16 protein-coding genes and 1 pseudogene are annotated in these 22,544 nt (G+C 63.1%); 7 read left to right on the top strand and 10 right to left on the bottom strand.

Annotated features, from left to right (window positions below; translation table 11 throughout):
• Positions 1 to 255 precede the first annotated feature (255 nt).
• Positions 256 to 1,923 carry an MFS transporter gene (locus H3Z74_RS08410; RefSeq protein ID WP_187763445.1) on the bottom strand — a complete coding sequence of 556 codons (1,668 nt, stop codon included), beginning with the start codon at positions 1,921 to 1,923 and terminating at the stop codon, positions 256 to 258.
• 564 nt (positions 1,924 to 2,487) lie between these two features.
• On the opposite strand from H3Z74_RS08410, the gene H3Z74_RS08405 reads away from it, so the two are divergent.
• The 3 genes and pseudogenes from H3Z74_RS08405 to H3Z74_RS24360 all read left to right on the top strand — a co-directional run bounded on the left by H3Z74_RS08405 (position 2,488) and on the right by H3Z74_RS24360 (position 5,566).
• Positions 2,488 to 4,752, top strand: a complete 2,265-nt coding sequence (locus H3Z74_RS08405; protein WP_187763444.1) for a TonB-dependent receptor — start codon at positions 2,488 to 2,490, stop codon at positions 4,750 to 4,752.
• Positions 4,753 to 4,887: 135 nt separating this feature from the next.
• Positions 4,888 to 5,067, top strand: a pseudogene (locus H3Z74_RS24865) (hypothetical protein); the annotation flags it as partial.
• A gap of 166 nt (positions 5,068 to 5,233) precedes the next feature.
• Positions 5,234 to 5,566 (top strand): hypothetical protein, encoded by a 333-nt coding sequence (locus tag H3Z74_RS24360; protein WP_229726978.1) that lies wholly within the window; start codon positions 5,234 to 5,236, stop codon positions 5,564 to 5,566.
• On the opposite strand, the gene H3Z74_RS08395 is transcribed toward H3Z74_RS24360, so the two are convergent.
• The 3 genes from H3Z74_RS08395 to H3Z74_RS08385 are packed head-to-tail and all read right to left on the bottom strand — an operon-like array spanning position 5,561 to position 10,004.
• Complete coding sequence (locus H3Z74_RS08395) at positions 5,561 to 7,867, bottom strand: alpha-L-rhamnosidase (protein WP_229726977.1); 2,307 nt, start codon at positions 7,865 to 7,867, stop codon at positions 5,561 to 5,563. The genes H3Z74_RS24360 and H3Z74_RS08395 overlap by 6 nt on opposite strands.
• Complete coding sequence (locus H3Z74_RS08390) at positions 7,864 to 8,796, bottom strand: alpha/beta hydrolase fold domain-containing protein (RefSeq protein WP_187763442.1); 933 nt, start codon at positions 8,794 to 8,796, stop codon at positions 7,864 to 7,866. The genes H3Z74_RS08395 and H3Z74_RS08390 overlap by 4 nt, the downstream gene beginning before the upstream one ends.
• Positions 8,793 to 10,004, bottom strand: a complete 1,212-nt coding sequence (locus H3Z74_RS08385) for an MFS transporter (protein ID WP_187763441.1) — start codon at positions 10,002 to 10,004, stop codon at positions 8,793 to 8,795. Before H3Z74_RS08385 ends, H3Z74_RS08390 begins: the two co-directional genes overlap by 4 nt.
• A gap of 381 nt (positions 10,005 to 10,385) precedes the next feature.
• On the opposite strand from H3Z74_RS08385, the gene ssuD reads away from it, so the two are divergent.
• Positions 10,386 to 11,573 (top strand): FMNH2-dependent alkanesulfonate monooxygenase, encoded by a 1,188-nt coding sequence (ssuD, locus tag H3Z74_RS08380; protein WP_187763440.1) that lies wholly within the window; start codon positions 10,386 to 10,388, stop codon positions 11,571 to 11,573.
• Positions 11,574 to 11,711: 138 nt separating this feature from the next.
• On the opposite strand, the gene H3Z74_RS08375 is transcribed toward ssuD, so the two are convergent.
• From H3Z74_RS08375 to H3Z74_RS08355, 5 genes are read right to left on the bottom strand one after another with little or no spacing between them, the layout of a single operon-like run.
• A complete protein-coding gene (locus tag H3Z74_RS08375; RefSeq protein WP_187763439.1) occupies positions 11,712 to 12,467 on the bottom strand; it encodes an ABC transporter ATP-binding protein in 756 nt (251 codons plus the stop codon).
• A gap of 3 nt (positions 12,468 to 12,470) precedes the next feature.
• Complete coding sequence (locus H3Z74_RS08370) at positions 12,471 to 13,280, bottom strand: ABC transporter permease subunit (RefSeq protein WP_229726976.1); 810 nt, start codon at positions 13,278 to 13,280, stop codon at positions 12,471 to 12,473.
• On the bottom strand, positions 13,253 to 14,236 hold the full coding sequence (locus H3Z74_RS08365) for an aliphatic sulfonate ABC transporter substrate-binding protein (RefSeq protein WP_187763438.1): 984 nt from the start codon (positions 14,234 to 14,236) through the stop codon (positions 13,253 to 13,255). The genes H3Z74_RS08370 and H3Z74_RS08365 overlap by 28 nt, the downstream gene beginning before the upstream one ends.
• Entirely contained in the window at positions 14,233 to 15,171 is a 939-nt protein-coding gene (locus tag H3Z74_RS08360; protein WP_187763437.1) for a TauD/TfdA dioxygenase family protein, read from the bottom strand. Before H3Z74_RS08360 ends, H3Z74_RS08365 begins: the two co-directional genes overlap by 4 nt.
• Positions 15,172 to 15,214: 43 nt before the next feature.
• Positions 15,215 to 17,545 (bottom strand): TonB-dependent receptor, encoded by a 2,331-nt coding sequence (locus tag H3Z74_RS08355; RefSeq protein ID WP_187763436.1) that lies wholly within the window; start codon positions 17,543 to 17,545, stop codon positions 15,215 to 15,217.
• Between the two features lie 344 nt (positions 17,546 to 17,889).
• On the opposite strand from H3Z74_RS08355, the gene H3Z74_RS24605 reads away from it, so the two are divergent.
• Entirely contained in the window at positions 17,890 to 18,015 is a 126-nt protein-coding gene (locus H3Z74_RS24605; RefSeq protein ID WP_261300061.1) for a hypothetical protein, read from the top strand.
• Here H3Z74_RS24605 and H3Z74_RS08350 read toward each other — a convergent pair.
• A complete protein-coding gene (locus H3Z74_RS08350) occupies positions 18,012 to 18,791 on the bottom strand; it encodes a sulfite exporter TauE/SafE family protein (protein ID WP_187763435.1) in 780 nt (259 codons plus the stop codon). The two genes, H3Z74_RS24605 and H3Z74_RS08350, sit on opposite strands and share 4 nt — an antisense overlap.
• 224 nt (positions 18,792 to 19,015) lie before the next feature.
• On the opposite strand from H3Z74_RS08350, the gene H3Z74_RS08345 reads away from it, so the two are divergent.
• Positions 19,016 to 21,661 (top strand): TonB-dependent receptor plug domain-containing protein, encoded by a 2,646-nt coding sequence (locus H3Z74_RS08345; protein ID WP_187763434.1) that lies wholly within the window; start codon positions 19,016 to 19,018, stop codon positions 21,659 to 21,661.
• Positions 21,661 to 22,542 carry an aminotransferase class I/II-fold pyridoxal phosphate-dependent enzyme gene (locus H3Z74_RS08340; RefSeq protein WP_229726975.1) on the top strand — a complete coding sequence of 294 codons (882 nt, stop codon included), beginning with the start codon at positions 21,661 to 21,663 and terminating at the stop codon, positions 22,540 to 22,542. The genes H3Z74_RS08345 and H3Z74_RS08340 overlap by 1 nt, the downstream gene beginning before the upstream one ends.
• Positions 22,543 to 22,544: the final 2 nt, after the last annotated feature.

Raw genomic sequence — 22,544 nt, 5'->3', positions numbered from 1 at the left:
CCTGCGATATCGCGCCATGTCCACCTATTGGGCAACGATGGAAGCCTGGGCGCCGAAGTGCGCCCATGCATTTCGAGATCGTTCGGCGACATGCGTCCGTGAAGGCGGTGTCGAGTGCTGCAAGAACCTGCTTCGTCTGTTCAGATGTTAACGATGCGCCTAGAACAATGGCGAGACCTCGACGCACCTGTCGGCGTCGGAATAGGATGCCAGGACGATTGCACGGCGGGTGCTGGAACGGATGCTCCCCTAGCGTCAGGCCGATCCACTCGGATCTGTCATTGGACCGGACATTTCACGCGACCCTGGCGCACGCGTGAAGGGCAGCGAGCCGGTCTGGCGCTCGATCATGCGGTGGACCACCGGCGGTGCCGGTCCCTCGTGCAGCGCGGCAATCTGGGCACTATTATCAGCGTCGGCATGAGTGCGCCGCTGGTTGTGGCGAACATAATCGAGCCAGGTCGGCACATGATAGCGCTCGACCCACAATGTCGGATCGCCGAGATCACGCAGCAACGTCCAGTGCCGCGCGCCATCGCGGCGGCGGATGCGTCCGCGCTCGCCCATGACGCGAAGAAAGGTCACGATGTCCTTCTGCGCGATGCGATATTCGATCGTGACTACCACCGGACCGCTGCGCGATTCGATCGGGACTGCCGTCTCCGGCTCGGTCCAGCGGCTGAGCGGATCGAGGTTCAGTTCCTCGACCTGGGGCAATGGCAGGCGAAAGCCGATCAGCGCTCCGGCCAATTGCAGCGCCGCGGCGGCGAGCAGCGCAGCCGTCACGCCGCGATTTTCCGCAATCACGCCGAACGCCCAGCTACCCGCAGCCATGCCGCCAAAAGCCGCCATCTGATAGACGGCGAGCGCCCGCGCTACGACCCAGCGCGGCGACGCCATCTGCACCGTGACGTTGAAGGTCGAGAGCGCCAGCACCCATCCCGCGCCAGCGAGCAGCAGCGCGACGATCGTGCCGGCCATGACATGGCTGGCGGCAGTGGCAGCCGTGCCGAGCGTGAGGCCGAGTGCGCCGATCAGGACGATCCGCTCGGTCGAGACGCGGTGGCGCAGCCAACCGCTGGCAAGCGCCCCACCCACCGCGCCGACACCGAATGCGCCGAGCAATACGCCATAGGCCAAGGCGCCACCGCCCATCAGGTCGCGCGCGACCAGCGGCATCAGCGCCGGCACTGCGCTCGCGGCCAGGCCGAACAGGCTGGCGCGGAGCATGACGACGCGCAGATTGGGTGACATGGCGACATAGCGCAGCCCCGCGCCCATCGCGACACCGAGCCGTTCGCGCGGGAGCAGGCGCGGCGGCGTCTCGGGCCGCCAGCGCACAAGTACGACGATCAGGCCGACATAACTCACCGCATTGGCGAAGAAGGCCGTCGCTGCACCCGCCGCCGCGACGATCAGGCCGCCGATCGCCGGACCGACGCTGCGCGCGATGTTGAAGCCCATCGAATTGAACGCGATCGCGCCGGGTAGCACGGGGCGTGGCACCATGTCGCCGACCGAGGCCTGCCAGGCCGGACCGTTGAACGCCGTGCCGCAACCGATCAGGAAGGTGAAACCGAGCAGCAGCCAGGGACTGAGCAGGCCGAACCAGGCACAAGCGGCAAGCCCGGCCGAGACGATCAGCATGAAGCTCTGCGCCCAGAGCATGACCAGCCGGCGATCGAGATTATCGGCGACCGCCCCGGCCCAGAGCGAAAGAAGCATGATCGGCAACGTAGTCGACGCCTGGACCAGCGCGACGAACTGCGGGGAGGTAGCGAGCGACACCATCATCCAGGAGGCGCCGACCGATTGGATCAGGCCACCGAAATTGGACGCCAGATTTGCGATCCAGATCTCGCGAAAGATCGAGATTGAAAAAGGCGAGACGGGCCTTGCGGAGTCGGGCGCGGATCCGGACATGGGATATCGATGCGGCAAGAGATCAGCGATGCCAACCCGCGCCGCCGCCTTTTATAACTTGGCCAAAATACTTTTCTCGCGACAGCTAAGGTAAACGCGGGTTGCAAAGATTCAATATAACACATTGATATTACACATTTTAATGAATGCTATCTAAACCGACCGGGCGCTCGACATCTCGTAAAATCGTTGGAGAAGGTCGCTCATCTCGAGCCTGAGATATGAAACAGACCGGTGTCCCATATCTCCCCAGCTCCGTCATCAGGCCCGACACTCACACCGTTCGGCGTACACTTAGACGACGGGAGAACCCTAGACTGCCCGGGACAGATAATGCGATCGATTCAACCCCGCCCGAACAGGCATTACATCCCAGGTTGCTCACCTACCCCAGCCCGCGCTTTCACATTTTCAGCTATGCCAAATCCGCTTTTTCATAAACTGGCTGTACGACCAGCAAATTTATGCTAGGTGAGCGCGATGGTCCCGCAAAGCGGTCATAGAGGTGCGTAACGGCGCACCGATAAAGAGGGAGAGGCGTTTGCGATGCTGAAATTTACGATCATGAGTTCGACACTTGCCATCGGCACGGCGCTGCTGGCGGCACCTGCCACCGCGCAGACGGCAAGCCCGGACGAAACCCAGTCCGGTGCAGAACAGGCGGCCGATACCGGCCTGGGCGACATCATCGTCACTTCCCAGCGCCGGAAGGAGACGCTGCTCAAGGTGCCGGCATCGGTCGAGGTATTGAGCGGCGACCGGCTTCAGGCCGCACACATCAACAATCTCGCAAATGTCCAGGAGATATCGCCCAGCCTGAGCGTGTCCCAAACTTCGAACCCCAGTAACGCCATTTTCACCATACGCGGGATGGGGACGGCCGTCCGTGGCTCCGAACAATCGGTCGGGGTCTATATCGACGGCGTGTTCCGCGGCCGGCCCGGTGCCGCCTTGCAGGATTTGCTCGACATCGAGCGCGTCGAGGTGCTGCGCGGACCTCAGAGCACATTGTTCGGCCGCAACAATTCGGCTGGCGCGATCAATATCTCGACCTCACTCCCCGATGTGAATGCCTTTGGCGTATATGCCGAGGGTACTTATGGCAATTTCAACACGATCCAGGCGCGTCTTTCGGTCAATATCCCGCTGGTGACTGACAAGCTCGCGCTGAGCGTGGCGGTTGCGGAGAATTACAGCGACGGCTTCCTGGACGCCCCCAACCTGCCACGCGGACGAAGCAACGCGCGCGACCGGCAGAGCATCCGCGCCCAGCTCTACTGGACGCCGACCGACGCAACCCGCGTCCGGCTGATCGGCGACTATTCGCAGATGAATGACCGTTGCTGCTCCTATCTGCCGCTGTTCGTTTCCGACGCCGCCGTTGCAACACCTTTTTCATTCAATGTGCGCGGCGGATTTATCGGCTACACCCCTCCGACGCCGGGCACCCGTGGCGTGTCGCCGAGCAATCCCGCGAGCACCGGAACATTCTATCGACCGTTCGATCGCAGGTCGACGCAGGATTCGCCGTCGGGAGAGAAGGCGCAGGACAAGGGTGTCTCGCTTCAGATCGACCAGGATTTCGGTAATCTTACCCTGACGGCAATCGGCGCGCATCGGCGTTTCCAGAGCGATTCCAGCCTCGACATCGACGGTGTCGATTCGGCGATGATGAATGTCCGGTCGAGCCCATCGAGCGCCATCAAGGAGACGTCGGCGGAAGTCCGATTGCAGAATGCAGCGGGCAGCCCGGTCGAATTCGTCGTCGGCGGTTATTACTTCAACCAGAAGACCATCGACACCAACATTCTACAGATCCGGATCAAGCCCGCTGCCGCGACGATCAGCTTCTACAACTCGGTCGGCGCCGGAACGGCAAAGAGCGGTGCGCTGTTCGGTCAGGCGACCTATAATCTCACCGATGCGCTCCGCATCACCGGCGGCCTGCGCTACCTGAGCGAGGACAAGACGGGGCATGTCACGGTCGCCCCCGGTTCCTTTTCATTCCCTGGCGACGCGAAGCGGAATGACGATGCGCTGATGGGATCGGCGACGATCGCCTACCAGCCGAGTCCCGCAGCCAATTTCTATCTTCGTTATGCACGTGGCTACAAATCGGGTGCGATCAATCTTCTTCGGACCAGCGCGAACGAGCCGTCGGTCGCGCCCGAGACGACCGACGCGTTCGAGGCGGGCGCGAAGTTCCGCCTGTTCGGCGACCGGCTGAGCACCAATATCGCGGTCTATACCCAGACCGTAAACGATCAGCAGGTTCAGGCCTTCAATAGCCAGACATCATCGTTCCTCACCCTGAACGCCGCCAAGGTCCGTTCGCGCGGGGTCGAAGCGGAAATCCTTTATCGCCCGGTCAAGCCGCTCGCGTTCAGCGCCAGCGTGAACTATCTCGACGCGAAGTATCTAAGCTTCCCGGGCGCCCCGCCGCCCGCCGGTAGCGTTGTCCCCAGCCAGGACCTCACCGGCCGGCCGCCACCCAATGCGCCGCGCTGGACGCTGGTCGGCGGCGTCAGCCTTGACCAGCCGCTCAGCGACACGGTTCGCTTGCTCGGGAACGTCAATTTGCGCCACGCGACGAGCTATTACACCGATCTGCCGCTGACCGAGGCTTTCCGGAACGGGAACACGGATTTCCTGAGCGCCAGCGTCGAGCTTGCCTTGCGAAACGGCTTCGGCATCCAAGTCTGGGGGCGCAACCTGACCAAGGAAAATACCTATCTCGGCGGCATTGGCACGCCGGGCGGTAGTGGAAGTCTCGCCGTCTTCGTGAACGAGCCCCGGACCTATGGCCTGACCTTGCGGTTCCGCCATTGATCGGGACGCCCGGCCGCGACCTTCACGGTCGTGGCCGGGTCTGCCGCAAATCTAACATTGGCATCCCGGCGGGCGCTGTGCTTACCTGCCGGTTACAGTCATCGGCCCTCCCACGATCAGGTTTCCAGCGAGCGCATGCCCTCACCCACCGCCCCCGCCCCCGCCCCTGCACCCGGGCGCGTCAAACCCGTCCGCCGCAAACAGGAAGACCGGACGGCCGACACGCGGCGGCGCATCCTTGAAGCCACGATCGGCTGCCTCTACCGGATGGGATATAGTGCGGTCACGATTGCAGTGGTGGCGAAGGAGGCCGGCGTCAGCCGCGGCATCATTTCCTACCATTTCGCCAGCAAGGCGGATCTGATGGTCGCGGTCCGCGACGCGGTCCATCTCGAAGAGATCGCGGCTGATCGAAGAGACACGCAGACGGATCGGGACGGAAGCCTATCTGAACGAACTGCCGCGGCATGTCCTTTCGGGCATGTTGCGCGAGCCGGGAATCGCGGTGGACGAGATATTGCTCGCGGCGCGCGCGGACCCCGATCTCAGCACGAAACTTCGCACCGCCGAAAGCAACATCGAGCACAGGGTCCTGAGCGGACTCAAGGGCTATTATGCCGAACTGGGGATAGAGCCTCCGCCCAATCTTGCGATCATCATGCGCGTGTTCGTCGCTGCATTTCGCGGCCTTGCAATTACCGAGCTGGTGCAGGGCGAAGAGGCCGATACCGAAGCCAGCGTCGCCTACCTCATGGAGCTCTTTGGGCAGCTGAACATCGCGCGAGCCCGCGACCACACTCCGGGATCGTCATAAGGGCACCCGCACCTCTGGAATAGCCTGCACGCGCTCGTGCGAGCCGGCGCCGAGCAGTTCGGCATCACGCCCCGGAAGGGCAAGCTCAACGGACGCGCCTTCCGGCACATTGACCTGGACTCGCAACTCGCCTGCATCGAGATCCCAACGTACGCGAAGCAGCCCCTGCCGCGTCTCCCACGCCGTTTCCGCCCAGCTCACGCCCCCACCGGGCCGTGGCGCGACACGATAACGTCCGTCGACGGCCGATAGTGGCGCGATGCCACCGATCGTGCGGTGCATCCAGTCTGCGACCGCGCCGAGCGCATAATGGTTGAAACTGGTCATTTCGCCGGGGTTGATCGAGCCATCCGCGAGCATCGAATCCCAGCGTTCCCATATTGTCGTCGCACCCATCCTCACAGGGTAGAGCCATGACGGGCATTTGGTCTCAAGCAGCATGGCATAGGCATCGTCGAGATGCCCCGTCCTGGCGAGCGCGTCGCAGACATAGGGCGTGCCGGCAAATCCGGTGCTGATCCGGTGGCCAGAGGCGCGCGCGAGTTCGGCGAGCCGTTCTCCGGCAATCGGGATGTCGGCTTGGTCGAGAATGCCGAAAACGATGGCCATCGCATAGACGGTCGTGCAGTCGCTCTCGATCCGTCCATCCTCGACATAGGCAGCGTAAAAGGAACGGTGCAAAATCGCCGCCTTCTCGGCAAACTCCGCCTCATCGTCTCGGTCGAGTACGGCAGCCGCCTCGGCAACGAACCGCAGCGAACGATAGAGGCTGATCGTGGCGACCACGCCCGCGTCGGCCTTCGCCGCCAACGGGTTCTGCGGCGGCGCTTCGGGATCCAGCCAATCCCCGAACTGGAAGCGACCTTCCCAAACGCCGCGATCCGAAAGTTGCGACCAGGCCCGGTTCACATGTGCGACCTGCGCATCGAACGTCTCGGCGAGAACGCGCTTGTCGCCATAAGCGTCCCAGATGGCGCGTGGGACCCACACCACGGCATCCGACCAGATCGCGGTCGTATCGATCATCTTGAACAAGGGCCTGGCGTCGAAATATTTGAGAATATCCGGAACGACCCATGGCACCAGGCCATCGCGCTGCGCCTGTTCGATGCGCAGGTCGCAAAGCCATTCGCGCAGGAAGTCCTCGACGTCGAACAGAAAAGCCGCGGTCGGCGCGAACACTGCGAGGTCACCGGTCCAGCCCAGCCGCTCGTCGCGCTGCGGACAATCGGTCGGCACACCGACGAAATTGCCCTTGGTGCTCCAAAGGACATTGCTGTGGAGCTGATTGAGATCATCGTTCGAGCAGCGGAACCAGCCTGTGCGCTTCAGGTCGGATCCGATGACCACCGCTTCCACGCCGCCATCGCGCGCCAAGGCCTCGATCCCGCCCGGCCAGCCGTCGATCTCGGCATAACGGAAGCCGTGAAAGACCAAGGTGGGTTCGAGCAGATCCTCGTCGCCGCTGAGTGTATATATATCGGTCGCCTTGGCCGATCGGAGCGGCCTCACGCCAAGCTCCTCATGCTCGATAATTTCGGCGTGGCGGATCGTCAGCATGTCGCCCGCCGCGCCTTTGACCTTGACGCGGATCCAGCCGACGAGATTCTGGCCGAAATCGACGAGAAGTTTCCCGGAAGGCGATGTCCACAAATGCCTGGGCGCTAAAGTCTCGATGCGCCGTATCGAGGGACCGAACTGGCGATCGAATTTACCCGTGTCGAACTCGACCATTTCGGCAGGCAGCCAGCCCTTTGCCGCAAACCCCGGCCGCAACCAGTCGACATCGATCAATCGGGCATCGATCGACTGGCCGTTATAGATGTTCGACCGGCTGATCGGACTCGTACCGGCGAGCCAGTCTCCGTCGGTCGCAACGATCTGCCTGTGCCCGTCGGCAAAGTGGAGATGAAGCTCGGCAAAACCGGCCGGTCGCTCGCCATATGTCACATGCGGCGGAACGAAGAGCGGTGTCGCGTACCAGCCGTCGCCGAGTTGAAGAGCGAGCGCATTTGCGCCCTCCGACACGAGCCCGGTCACGTCGCTGACCGTATAGCGCACTCGCCATTCGTAGGACGTCCAGCCCGGCGCGAGAAGGTCGTCATTGACCGGCGCGCCGTTCAGCCATGCCTCGACCACCCCCAAAGCCGAAAGCAGCAATGTCGCCTGGACTATCTGACCGTGTCCCTCGTCCAGCGCGAACTCGACTCTCAGGCGCGGCGCCGTCTCGATCGCGATCGGCGCGGCGATCATGTTGCCGATACCGGGTACCGGGGCGTCGATGCCCAATTGTCCGCTCATTGGAATCCTTCGAATATCTTGACGATCCGGGGAAGCGCATCGCGAGCCTCAGGAAGGAAAGTAAAGACGGGCCAGCCGTGAATGAGGCCCGGCATGATGACGAACGCCATTGTCATTCCCTCGTCGCGGCTCCGCTGCTCGAGACGGGCGGTGTCGGGATAAAGCACATCGCGCGTGCCCGCGAAGACGGTGACCGGCGGAAGCCCCTCCATACTGGCGAACAGCGGGCTGACCCGCCCGTCCGCCGGATCGAGCGCACCTGCCCATTGTCGGCCGGACCATCTGAGCGAATCCACCGTCATCAACGGATCATCGATCGACAATGATCGCGGATCGGACAGCGTGACATCGAGCCAGGGAGCGATCAGCAGCAGGTGCGCGGGCTGCGCGCCGCCGCGACGGACAAGTTCCTGCGTCACGGCGAGGGCGAGTCCGCCGCCAGCCGAGTCCCCGATGACCGAAACGGATGCGCCTGACGCCAAGGCCTGCGCGACGAGGTCGGTCGCCTCTGGAATAACGAACGCCGCGGTCCCGCGCGGCGCCAGCGGATAGAGCGGAACCAGCGCGCAGCAACCAAGCTCTCTCACCAGCGTCGCGATCCAGCTCCACTGAAAGCTCGCCATCTGGGCGATATAGGCGCCGCCGTGGAAGTAGATGAGCTTATGTGCGCACGCCGCGCCGCCCTCGGGCTCGAGACGCCAGACCGGCCATTCACCGAAATGGTCAAGCGAGGCCGTCACCCCGTCCAGGCTGGCCGCCGGCGGTCCGGGAGCCGGGAGCGGCGCGCCTGCCGAGGCCGCGGTTGCCCCGGCAAGCTTGACGAGCTTGCCGGCAGACCGGTGCCGGATCCGCGCCAGATACGCCACCGCGACAATCAGCTTGTGCCGCAAACTCGTGCCGTTACCCACCCTCTCCGGCCGCGGCGTCATGGATGAAACGGCGCCGCTTCGACCTCGAACTCGCTATGCTGGTCGCGCGAGCGAAAGACGACCCAGGCGGCGGCAACGCCGATGAATGTCGTCACCGCGAGGATGCCGTAGAGCGCCCGGACACCGATCTCCTGAAGCAGAAGCGGCGTCACCGACGCCGCGGCCGCGGCAACCAGGCGCGCGATCGCGATGATCGTTCCCTGGGCGGTCGTGCGCACGAGCGTCGGGAAGGATTGCTGAGACCAGACACGATACATCCCCTCAAAGGCGAAGGAGGCGCCGATCGCGTTCAGGAAAAAGGCGAAGACCAGAGTTGTCGCGGAAAAGCCGAACGTGGCGATGACCAGCGGCATCAGCACGAAACACACCGCGCCGAACTGGAAATAGCGGAAGCGCACAGGCTTGTCGGCAATCCTCATGAACCAGAGGAAACCGATGAGCACGAGGGGGAGCGACAGGAAGGAAAATTTCGCGGCCGACGAGACGGTAAAGCCCGCCTCCTTCACCATCATATAGCTCAAATACTGGCCGTTGGTGTTCCCAAGGATGCTCGTGCCGACATAGAAGATCGACAGGCCGATGAAGGGGACGAGATAGGGCGCGCGAAACAGGATCGACACCTTCGCCGATTCGCCCTTCCGCGCGCCATTATCTACTTTTCGCGCCGCACGTGCATCGAGCCAGAGCTGCGATTCCGGGATCGTCAATCGTGCGAGCAGCACGATCACCGAAACAAGAACGACATGACCGAAGATGAAATAGATCGCGTTGCGGCCGAGATCGCCGAAAAGCGCCACGCAAATACCATTTGCAGCGATACCGATAAGCCAAAGCAGGTTCGAAAAACCGAGTAATCGGCCACGATTTTCGTCATTCGCGGCCTCGGAAATCGTCGCGAGCGACACCGGAAGATCGGCACCGATCGCGAAGCCCATGACGGCCACGCCGAGAAGGATGGCGGTAAAATCCTGCGCCGTCATGAGCGCCAGCGCGCCACCGATGATGAAGAACATAGTGATCACGAATACCGGCCGACGGCCGAAGCGATCACCAAGGCGGCCGCCGACAGCGGCGCCGATCGCCATCGTCAGCGTCAGGGCGCTCGCTGCGATGCCGACCTGCCCGGCCGAAAGGCCGAGCTGCTTTTCGAAGATGACAAGACTGGCGCTGAAGGCCGTGATCGCAGCAGCGTCGATATACGATGCCATGCCTGCCACAGTCCCGGACCACCAGGGGTTGGCTGTAAGACTGGACCGGACGGGAGATGACATCGCCCCTCGATGTGCGGTTTCCAAAGTCATCTGCTCTCCCTCGCATGGCGCGTGTCACCTCTCACCTTATTGCGGCGAGCACCGTTCAAGGACATTTGCGCACTTATCGATCAATAGCAATCAATATAGATCACAGCGAGCCATTGCAGGCCACGGACAGATCGCCGCCAGCCCATGCCGCTGCGCCAAAGCAAAACTTCTGCGCTGCGAATTTCTGTGTGCGTTGCATATCCTATAAGATTAATAGAGATTGAAAGAGGTAAACAATGCCAGGAGGCCGCCCATCGGCTCCGAGCACAGAGCCGCGCAGGAGCCTTCATGAACGTCGCTACCCAGATCCGCCCTGTCGCAGCAACCGACCGCAGCCCGCTCGATTTTCTCTGGTTCATCCCATCGGGCGGCGATGCGCGGTATCTGGCATCGCCGACTGGCGAGCGTGCACCCACGCCCGGCTATCTGCGTGAAATCGCGGTCGCGGCCGACCGCCTTGGATATTACGGCGTGTTGATGCCGACCGGCGCGGCCTGTGCCGATGCCTGGATCACCGCCGCTTCAGTCGCTCCCTTTACCGAGCGATTGAAACTGCTCGTGGCGCTGCGCCCGGGCCTGACCGCACCCGCCGAAGCTGTGCGCCAGGCGGCAGCGCTTGATCGGCTGAGCGATGGCCGTGCGTTGCTCAACGTCGTGACCGGCGGCAGCCCCGTAACGCTCGCCCAGGACGGCATATTTCTCGGCCATACCGAACGCTACGAGCAGACCGCCGAGTTCCTCGACATCTGGCGCAAGCTGGCGCGCGGCGACACGGTCACGCAGGAGGGAAAATATCTCTCGATCAGCGGCGGCAAGCTGTTATTCCCCTTCGTCCAGCAACCACACGCGCCGATCTGGTTCGGAGGCTCTTCCGAGATCGCTCGCGAGATCGCCGCCGAACATGTCGATGTCTATCTCGCCTGGGGCGAGCCGCCACAACAGCTGAAAGAGATCATCGACGATGTACGCGAGCGCGCCGCGAAGCGCGGCCGGACGATCCGCTTCGGCCTGCGCATCCATTTCATCGTGCGCGACACCGACGACCAGGCCTGGGCGGCCGCACATGACTTGATACAGCATGTATCGGACGAACAGATCGCCCAGTTCCAGGCGATGCTGACCAAGGGAACGGATTCGGTCGGCCAGAGCCGGATGCAGGCGCTGCACAAGGGGAGCCGCGACAACCTCGAAATCGCCCCCAATCTATGGGCCGGCATCGGCCTGGTTCGCACCGGGGCGGGCACCGCACTGGTCGGCAGCCCGGACAGCATTGCCGATCGGCTGCAGGAATATGCCGATATCGGCATCGATACGGTGATCGGCTCAGGCTATCCGCATCTCGAGGAAGCGTATCGCGTGGCCGAATTGCTCTTCCCGAAACTCAACCTGCCGCATCACCGGCGCGAGACATTGCCCCCGGTCCTGCCCTTCCTGCCGCCGATCGCCGGACAGAAAGCGGCGGGACGGATGACCTGAGCTGCACTGTTATGAGTTGCCCCTCCCTCCGCCGTTCGCCCTGAGCTTGTCGAAGCCTGTCCTGAGCGCCTGCCTTGGCAGGCAGTCGAAGAGGGCCGCACGAACGGGAGAAGTGAATTCACTCCAATCTATACTACGCTAGCGCCTCAGCAGCCGATCCAGGATTACCCCCTCGATCCGCGCCAATTCGGCATCGCCATGGCGGCGTGGCCGCGGAATATCGACGCGGATATCGAGCGCGATCCGCCCCGCCTCCAGCACGATCACCCGGTCGCCCAGCGCCACCGCTTCGGCAACGTCATGCGTCACCAGCAGTGCGGAGAAGCTCTCCGCCGCCCAGACGCGCTCGAGCAGGCCCTGCATCTCGATCCGGGTGAGCGCGTCGAGTGCGCCGAGCGGTTCGTCCAGAACCAGCAGCCGCGGGCGACTGATCAAGGCGCGCGCCAGTGCCACGCGCTGGCGTTGCCCGCCGGACAGATTGGCGGGCCATTCCCCCGCCTTGTCGGCCAGCCCCACTTCATCCAGCCGTTCATCGATCAGCCGGTCGCGCGTCGCCCGATCGACGATCCCGCGCGCACCGACCGCAACATTGTCGCGCACCGTCGCCCAGGGCAGCAGGCGCGGCTCCTGAAAGACCACGCGCGACGCGGCGATATCCGTCTCGACCCGCCCCTCGCTCGGGGTGAGCAATCCCAGGACAGCGCGGAGCAACGTGCTCTTGCCGCAACCCGATCGCCCGACGATCGAGACGAACTCGCCCGCGGCAAGGTCGAGATCGAGCCGGTCGAGTACGCGATTGGCGCCGAACTCGACGGTCAATCCGCGCACGGCGACGGAAGCCCCCGCACGCGGCGTGTGGCCGGGGTCGATCACCCGCAGATACGGTGCACTCATGGCTCAGGCCTTTGCATAAGCGGGGTTCCAGCGCAGCAGGCGCCGTTCGAGCAGGCGCGTCAGGCTGTCGGCAAGCTTGCCGAGTGCGGCATAGACGAAGATCGACAGCACGATGATGTCGGTCTGGCTGAACTCGCGCGCCTGCATTGCCATATAGCCGATGCCCGAATTGGCTGCGATCGTCTCGGCGACGATCAGGGTCAGCCACATGATGCCAAGCCCGAAGCGCAGCCCGACCAGGATCGACGGCAGGGCACCGGGAAAAATCACCCGCCGGAACAGCTCCCACCGCGTCATGCCATAGCTTTTGCCCATTTCGATCAGCTGCGGATCGGTCGAGACGACGCCGTGATAGGTATTGAGGTAGATTGGAAAGAAGATCCCCCACGCGACGAGCAATATCTTGGCCTGCTCGCCGATCCCGAACCACAGGATGACCAGCGGCAACAACGCAAGGTGCGGGATGGTCCGCACCATCTGCAAGGTCGGGTCAAGCAGGCGCCGGCCGGTCGGCGACACACCGCACAACAGGCCAAGCAGGAAACTGACGGCGCCGCCCGCGACCAGTCCGGTCAGCGCCCGCGCCGTGCTGACCGCCAGATTGGCGACAAGCTGACCATTGGCGATCAACTCCCCAGCCGCCTTCACCACCGCGGTCGGCGCGGGCAGGATGTTCGACGGCAACAGCCCCGCGGTCGACGCCAGTTGCCAGGCGAGCAGCAGCCCGACCGGCACGATCGCCGGGGTGATCGCGCTGTCGCTCAACCGCCAGCGCCGCGCGGCGCTCATTGCGCCGGCGTCCAGCCCTGCCATGCCGCCTTCGCCGCATCGACCTTGATCGGGATCACCTTGGCGTCGAACAGATAGTCGGACACGCGCTGCTGCGCGGCGATATCGACCGGCGTGACCGGATCGACCGCGAACAGGAAATCCTTGTAGCGATCGAGCATGCCCTGCAGCACCGCCGGCGGCAATCGCGTCGCCTTGGCGACCTCATCGCGGTAATAGCTGCGGTTGGCATTGCCCCATTTCGCCTCGGTGCGGAGCTCGTCGAGCGTCGCCTTCAGCACATCGGTCCGGTCGCGCACGAAGCTCCCCGAGGCGACGTAAAAGGCCACGGTTCGCAGATCGGCCTGCGGTACGGCGATTTCGCGTGCTCCGCCGCGCAACTGCGCCAGCGTGAAATACGGATCCCAGGTCAGCCAGGCGTCGATCGAGCCATTGGCAAGCGCGGTCTGTGCGTCACCCGGCGTGAGATTGACCGGCTCGATGTCGGACAGTTTGAGGCCGATGCTGCCAAGCGCGGAGGCGATAGTATATTCGGACGACGACCCCTTGGTATAAGCGACCTTCTTCCCCTTGAGATCGGCAAAGGTGCGGATCGCGGACGCCTTGGGCACGACCAGGCCACTGCCGACCAGGCCGGGCAAGCTTTGCGTCGCGACGTAGTAGAGATCGGTTTTGGAAGCCTGGGCATAGACCACCGGCGTATCGCCGACGAGGCCGATATCGACAGCCCCGGCGCGCAAGGCTTCGATCAATGGCGGTCCGGAGGAGAATTCGACCCATTTGACCGGCCCGAAGCCGCGTGCCTTCAGCCGCTTTTCGAACTCGCCACGTTGCTGCGCCACGAACGGTGCGCCGTTCTTCTGGGTGGCGAACACGATACCCTTGTTCGCGGCCGCCTGTTTCGGCGCGCCGCCGCATGCAGCGAGTGACAGTGTGGCGGCAAAGCCGGCAATAGCGGCGAGGATATGACGGCGGTTCATGCTGCGATCTCCTGAAGCGCGGCTGGTTCGGGCAATAGCTGACGGCTCGGCTGTCCATCGACGCCGACTGCAACCTGTCCGTCGAGCGTCACGCGGCGCACGACGCGGTGCTGGTCGCCATAATCGTCGATCGCATAATGCTGGGTGGCGCGATTGTCCCAGATCACCACATCGCCTTGGGTCCAGCGCCAGCGCACGGTATTTTCCAGCCGCGTCACATAGCTTTGCAGGATGTCGTAGATGCGCTGCGACTCCGTCGTCGTCAGACCGATGATGCGCTTCACGAACGCGCCCAGCAGCAAGGTCCGCTCGCCGCTTTCGGGATGCACGCGCACGACCGGATGCTCGGCCTCGTAGACGGTCGATGCGAAGACATGCCGGTGGATCGCAAGTTCGCGCTCGCTCGCCTCGGGGCGTACCGCGGCATAATCATAGGCGTTGGTGTGAACTGCACGCAGCCGGTCGGCGAGAGCGCGCAGATCCTCGGGCAGGTTCTGATAGGCGGCGGCGGTGTTGGCCCAGACGGTGTCGCCGCCGGCTGGGGGAATGGTCACCGCGCGCAGGATCGAGGCAAAAGGATAGGCCTCAACAAAGGTGACATCGGTATGCCAGTTATTGGCGCGCCCGCCGAGCTGGGAATCGAGTTCGAACAGGAAATCGCCGCCCCGGCTCGGTACTGTCGGATGCGCGACCGGCGTGCCGAAACGCTTGCCGAATGCCTCATGCCCGGCATCGTCGAGATGCCCCTGCCCGCGAAAAAACAGCACCTTGTGCCGCACCAGCGCCGCGCGAACCGCTGCGAGCGTTGCGTCGTCGAGATCGGCGCCCAACCGCACGTCGCGCACTTCGGCGCCGATCCGGCCGCCAACCGCGGCGATCTCGATCGGACTGTCGGGATCGGGAACATTGAGATACGCATTCGCAAGCGACGTCATGATCTTTCTCCTGTGAGAATGAGGCGTGATGGCCGGGCGGGCATCAGAACCGCCCCTTGACGGTGGCGCCGAAGGTGCGCGGATCGCCCAGCACCTTGATGAAGGGATTGACCGCGGTCGCCTGGCCAATGCCCACGGCGTAGCGCTTGTCGAGAACGTTGCGGCCCCAGAACAGCAGCGAATATCTGTCGTCCGCCGTGCGGATGCCGATCCCGGCATTGGTCAGACCATAACCTTCCTGCGCGCCATAGGCGGAATAGGGATTGAGCAGGTTCGTCGCGCTGCGATAGGTCTGATTGACATATCCGTTTAGATTGAACCGGTCGCTGACCGGCGCGTCATAGGCGATACTGGCCTGGCCGCTCCACTTGGCCGACCCGACCACGCGCTTGCCGGACAGATCGAGGCTCCGCGGTCCGTTGGCATAGCTATATTCGACCGGCACCGGCGCATTCTTGTAGGACCGATATGTGGCGTCGTTGTACGATCCACTGAGCGAAGCACTGAAGCCCGCGCCGAGCTTCACTTCGCCTTCGACTTCAATGCCACGCAGCCGCACCCGGGCGGCATTGCCGAGGAAATTGCCCAACGAGACGCGCGTGGGATCAAGCTGAACCGCCTGATAATCCCTGATATCGTTCCAATAGAGATTGGCATTGAGCGTCGCGCGCCCAAGCGTCGTCTTCAGCCCGATTTCATAATCGGTCGACTTCTCCGGATCGATGATCACCGGCTTGTCGCCCGATGCGCTAAGATTGGCGGCGCCCGATTTCTCGCCATAGCTGACCGAGGCGTAGAGCAGTACGTCGTCGCTGATCTTGTAGGACGGATTGATCAGCCAGGACCAGCTATCAGTGGTGCGCTTGTCCGCTACCGGCGTAAACAGCCCGCCGAACGCAGTGAGGATCGCAGTCCGTGCCCCAGCGAGCACCGCCGGGAGTGGCGCTCCGCCAAAGGTAATAGCGGTGTTCGACGCCTTTTTCGTCTCACGAGTAAAGCGCACGCCGCCGGTCACGGAGGCGCGTTCGTTGAGATGCACGGTCGCCTGACCGAATGCGGCGCCGCTCGTCACCTGGAGCTTGCCGACCTGATCATACTCGACCCCATCGAGGATCGCGGACGGCAGCACCCCGGGCAGGAACCATCTCGTCGCATCGGACTGGAAGATCGAGCGATTGTTGCTGATCAGATCCTCACGCAGAAAATAACCGCCGACCTGATAGTCGACCGTGCCACCCGTCGGCGACGCAAGCCGCAGCTCCTGCGAATATTGGTCGACATCGACATCGAAGCCGGCGCGCAGGATCGAGAAAGGCGACTGATCGCTGTCGTTCTTGGGCCGGAAGCGTAGCTGACGCCACGCCGTCACCGCAGTCAGCGTATGACCGCCGAGCTTGATATTGAGCTCGTTGGAGATGCCGTTGACACGGCTGTCGATGCGCTGCTGGGTATTTAGATCGGCATTCTTGCCGACCGTGTAATCCGGCGCGTAGCCGAACAGGGTGCGCATCTTGGTATCCCAGCTTCCGGCACGGGCAGTGCCGTTGACGAAGGTCGTCGCGTCGGCAAAGTTGGGATAGTAATTGTTGAATTCGCTGGTTTCGTAATGCTCGGCGATCAGGCGGCTGGTGACCGGGCCGCTATCGAACAGCAGCTGCCCGCGCACTGCCCAGCGGTTGATGTCGAGATATTTCTGCCCGTCATATTTGTTGCGCGCCCAGCCGTTCGACTTATCCTGGTAGAAGGTCACGCGATACGCGAGCGTGTCACCGATCACTGGCCCGGTCGCATTGGCCCGGATCTGGTACCGGCCGTAATTCGCGTACCCTGCCTCCAGGTTCAGTTCCGGCGTGAAGCTTGGCCGCTTGGTGGTCACGACCAGCGCCCCGATCGTTGTGTTCTTGCCGAGCAGGGTGCCCTGCGGTCCGCGGACCAGTTCGATATGGTCGAGATCGACGAAATCCAGCCAGCTGAAGCCGACATGAGTGAAGAATACATTGTCGACGATCAGGCCAACACCGGATTCAGCCCCGTCATTATTCGCATTGCCGCCAAGCCCGCGCACATACAGGCCGGAGACGCGGGTATTCTGCTGAACCGCGGAAAAATTGGGCAGCTTCGCCGCGAAATCAGCAATGCGGTCGATATGCTGTGTCTGCAGCGTATCGCCCGACACGGCGCTGATCGCGATCGGCACGTCCTGCAATCGCTCGTCACGACGCCGCGCCGTGATCAGAATATCCTCCGATTCCTCGACGGCGGGCGCTGCCTCCGCCGCTTCGTCCGTGACGGCGGCACCTGCCGATACGAGCTGTATCGCTTGAGCCGGCGGCGCTAGCGCATATGCCGGCATTGCGCCCCAGATCAGAGCCAATCCCCCAACCCCGGAGCGGAGCGAAACCTGTCGTGCCATCATCGTATTTAGTGTCCCGCCCAATATTTCCCACTAAAATGATGGGATATTCAGGCGTAACAATCGTCTGCGCTCTTTAGGGCTTGATACGTTTTCTATTCTTCAGATCATGCCGGTATGGGAAGGGTCCAGATGTCTGGCCGTTCACATGCCTTTCTTCTTAGTAGCTTATAAATAACGATATTATTGCGGTCGCTCGCGCAGCCATGGCTTGAAGAATGAGACAAACCGGTGTCCCATATCTCCTGCGCCCGCTCCCATGGCCGGGGTCACGGTAGCGATTCAATCCTCTCGCTGAACCTGGCATGTCATCGCTTGCCGACATGTTCGGCAGGCTCTTTCTCAGTGTCGACAACAGCATCGGCGTGGCGCCGGCAGCGCAATGGTCGCGCCCCGGCCCGCACGAACAACGCGCGCGCTCGATACTCTAGAAGATCAGTTTCCCACCGACGATAGCTAGCGTCCCGGCGAGAACCGCGCGCGAGACGTGATCCGGGATGCGTGCCGAAACCAGGCTGCCGATAATGATCCCCGGCACCGACCCGATCAGCAGCGACACCAGCAGCCCGAAATCAACCGAGCCCATCGCCCAATGTCCCATGCCCGCAATCAGGGTCAGCGGCACGGCATGAGCGATGTCGGACCCGACAAGACGGTTGGTCGGCAGCTTGGGATACAGGACTAGAAGCGCCGTCATGCCGAGCGCCCCTGCCCCCACTGACGACAGTGACACCAGAACACCAAGTGCGACACCCAGAATGACGGTCAGGCGCTTCACCTTGCCGTCGGTCATCGCGTCTATGGCATCCGCGTAATAGGCCAGAATCTGACGGCGAAACGCCATCGCGATCGCCGTTGCGATCAGTGCGAAGCCCAGTGTGACCGTGATCACATGCTCCGTGCCGTCGAATTTCGTGCCGGCATAGGCCAGAGCCAGAAGCGTCACCAGGGTCGCAGGCACGCTGCCTATGGCCAGCCGCCGCACGACCTTCCAATCTACCGTGCGGTTGAAACCATGGACTGCGGTGCCGACGGTCTTTGTCGCAGACGCATAGAGCAGATCGGTGCCCACCGCGGTGGTCGGGTGGAAACCAAATGCCAGCACGAGCAGCGGCGTCATCAACGATCCACCCCCGACACCAGTCAGGCCGACAAGGAGACCCACCGCGACGCCCGCGAGCGAATATAGAGGATGGATCTCGAACATCTCTTTCCCGCCTGTTGAACGTTGACGGCGGGTCCGGCAGCCGGACCATCCTAGACAAAACTACGCCGCATTCGACAACGCATGCGAGGTAGATTTTCTCCTGCCCGCCATCAGCAGACTGTCCCGCGCAAAAGCGTGGCCGTGCGATGGCATGATAGATTTTCTTTGTTTTCCTACTAATTCGATGGGGTATCGGCGTAAGGCAGAAATCGGGGAGTTACCACATGCCTAAAAAATCCGCCTGGCTGTTCGCCACATCGCTTGTTTCGTTCCAGGCGAATGCTCAGGACCTTGCGGCTCCCGACACATCGACAGCGGCAAGCACCGTGCCCGGCGACGAAATCGTCGTGACCGGCACGCGCTTTTCGGATCGTACGGTCACCACCTCGCCGGTGCCGATCGACGTGTTGCGCGGCGATGATCTGCGCGCGTCGGGCTATCAGGAAACCACTGAAGTGTTGCGCCAGCTCGCGCCATCGTTCGCCTTTGCGACACCGACCACGCCGGACGGCAACACGCATATCCATTCGGCCTCGCTGCGTGGTCTGTCGCCCGATGAGACTTTGGTCCTGGTCAATGGAAAGCGCCTTCACAATGCCGCCTGGGTCAATACCGGCGGCACGATCGGCAAGGGCGCAACACCGACCGATCTCAATCAGATTCCCGCCGCCGCGATCGGCCGGATCGAAATCCTCCGCGACGGCGCATCAGCGCAATATGGCTCCGACGCGATCGCCGGCGTGATCAACATCTTGCTGCGCGAAGACACCAAATTCCACGGCACGGCCAGCGCCGGCTCCACCTATAATGGCGGTGGTGACACCTATGAATTCTCGCTCGGTGGTGGCCTCAAGCTCGGCGATGACGGCTTCATCAATGCAACCGCTTATTATCGCGACCATAAGGGTGCGAACCGGGCGCTGCCGGATACGCGCCAATTCTATTTCGGCACCTCGCCCACCGGCACGCCGCAGCCCCTGTCGGCCCGCTATGGCGCCGGGCTCGGGCTTAATCCGCCGGGCGGGATTGCCGGCACCACGCTCGACCCGCGCGAGGCGGCCGTCGATCGCAATGTGTGGCGGTTCGCCGATGAGGGGGACACGAAGGACGCAAGCGTGGTCGTCAATCTGAAGAAGCCGATCGGCGATGCCGAGCTTTACGGCTTTGGCGGTTATCGCGAGAGCAAGGCGCACTCCAACGCGTCGTTCCGCCGCGCCGGCCAGGACGAGAATGTCCGCGCGATCTACCCCAATGGCTTCCTCCCGTTCATCGACACCAAGAGCGTCGACTATTCGGCCGGACTCGGGCTGCGCGGCGACCTGGCGGGCTGGGGCTGGGACCTGTCCTCGGTCTATGGTGGTAACAGCATCGAATATCGTCCGACCAACACGCTCAACGCGACGCTTGGCACGGCAAGCCCGACCCGCTTCTACGCCGGCAAGTTCAGCAACTGGCAGTCGACCACCGACCTCACTTTGTCGCGCGATTTCGATGTCGGGCTGGCGGCACCGGTCGGCTTGGCGGTGGGTGCCGAGCTGCGCTACGATGGTTATAAGATCACGCCGGGCGAGCCGAACAGCTATGCCTTTGGGTCGGCCCGCATCCTCGATGGCCCCAACGCCGGCGCGGTACCGACGATCGGATCGCAGGGCTTTGCCGGTATCCAGCCGGCCGACGCGGTCAAGGTCGATCGCCATGCGATCGGAGCGTTCGCTGAACTCAATACCGAGGTGACCAAGGGCTGGCAGGTGAACCTTGCCGGCCGCTATGAGGATTACAGCGATTTCGGCGATACCTGGAACGGCCAGGCATCGACTCGCCTCCAGCTGCCGGCCGGCTTCGCACTGCGAGGTTCGGTCAGCACCGGCTTCCATGCGCCTTCGCTGGCGCAGCAATATTTCAGTTCGACCAGCAGCCGCACCATCGTCAACAACACTACCGGCTTTCCCGAATTCGTACTGGTACGCACCGCCCCGGTCGGGTCGACGCTCGCCCGGGCGCTCGGTGCGCAAGACCTCAAGCCTGAGAAATCGACCAATTTCGGCGGTGGCCTGACCTTTGCCGGCGGCGGGCTCACCGCATCGGTCGATTATTATCAGATCGATATCGACAATCAGATCGCACTGTCGTCCAATTATGTCGATGCCGCCGGGCGCCGTGTCCTGCGCGACTATCTCGCGTCGATCGGCATCCCGGGCGTGACCAGCGTGCGCTACTTCACCAACGCGATCGACACGCGCACCCGAGGCGTGGATGTGACGGCCGCCTATACCACCAGGCTCGGCGGCTGGAGCGTGCTGCGGCTGAGTGCTGCGTATAATTATAATCAGGTCCAGCTTCGTCGGGTCGGCAGAACGCCCGGCCAGATTACCGCGCTGGGGATCACCACGCCCTTGTTCGACATCAACGAACGCACCCGCATCGAACATGGCCAGCCGCGAGACAAGATCGCGCTAGGCGCCAACTGGAAGATCGGGCCGATCACCTTCGATGCCCGCACCACACGCTACGGCCGGGTCGAGCAGGTCGCGCTGACAAACCAGACATCGGCCAATGTCGCGCTGATCGCACAGGGTTCGACGCCCTTCCGGACGCTCCCGACAGAATCGGGTGCCGCCGGCAATCTCGATGTGATCCAGCGGCTCGATCCCAAATGGGTCACCGATTTCAGTTTCACCGGTCAGGTCACGCCCAACATCACCGCGACGGTCGGCGCCAACAATATCTTCAATGTCTATCCGACCAAGAACATCGCATCGACACCGGCGCTGACCGGGGCCGATACGTTCGGGGTGTTCCCATATAGTGAGTTTTCGCCCTTCGGCTTCAGCGGAGCCTTTTATTATGTCCGTGCAGGATTCAGCTTCTGATGTCTGAGAATGCTCCTCTCACCCGCCGGCAATGGCTGCAAGTCGGCGGCGCGGGCCTCCTCGCCACCGCGATGCCGGCCCGCGCAGCTAGCCCGCCGCGCCCGGTCGGCCCGATCCGGCTCAACCTGAACGAGAATGCGTTTGGTCCATCGCCTAAGGTAGGACAAGCGATCGCCGCGCATATTCGCGGGGTCGAACGCTATGTCGAGCAAGGCGAAGTCGATGCGCTGACAAAGCAGATTGCCGCGCTCGAACGGGTCGCCCCTCAGCAAGTCGTGATTGGCGAAGTGCTTGAGCCACTGGGGCTTTTCCTGGCGCGCCAGAATCCGGGCGGCGGTGGCATCGTCTATTCGGCGCCCGGCTATACCGCACTGGTTGATGCCAGCGCGCCGCTGGGCGGGGTGGCGGTGCCGGTCCCGCTCAACGCGCGGCTCGAAAACGACCTGCCGGCGCTTGCCCGCGCGATCGACACGCGAACGCTGGCAGTCAATCTGGTCAATCCGCACAATCCATCAGGCACCGTGAACGACCAGGCGGCGCTGGACGCATTCATTCTGGACTCCGCGCGCCGGACACTGGTGGTCGTCGATGAAGCCTATCTGGAGTATGACGACCTCGCCGGTCGGAGTGCGGTGCGATATCTTCGTGACGGCGCAAATGTCCTGGTCTTCCGCACCCTTGCCAAGGTCTACGGTCTCGCCGGGCTTTCGGTTGGCTATGCGCTAGCCCCGGCGGCGCTGGCCGAGGGACTCCGCAAGGCCGGGATCGGTGCACCGCATTCACTCAACCGCCTGGCCTTGGTCGCCGCAGCGGCGGCGCTGGAGATCAGGCCCATGTCCGGTCGGTCCGCGAGCATAGTGTCGGCGAACGGGCCCGGCTGACC

The organism is Sphingomonas alpina, from assembly GCF_014490665.1.
Taxonomy (GTDB): domain Bacteria; phylum Pseudomonadota; class Alphaproteobacteria; order Sphingomonadales; family Sphingomonadaceae; genus Sphingomonas; species Sphingomonas alpina.
Note: the sequence above shows the minus strand (reverse complement) of the source record. Positions and strands in the feature narration are given on the sequence as shown.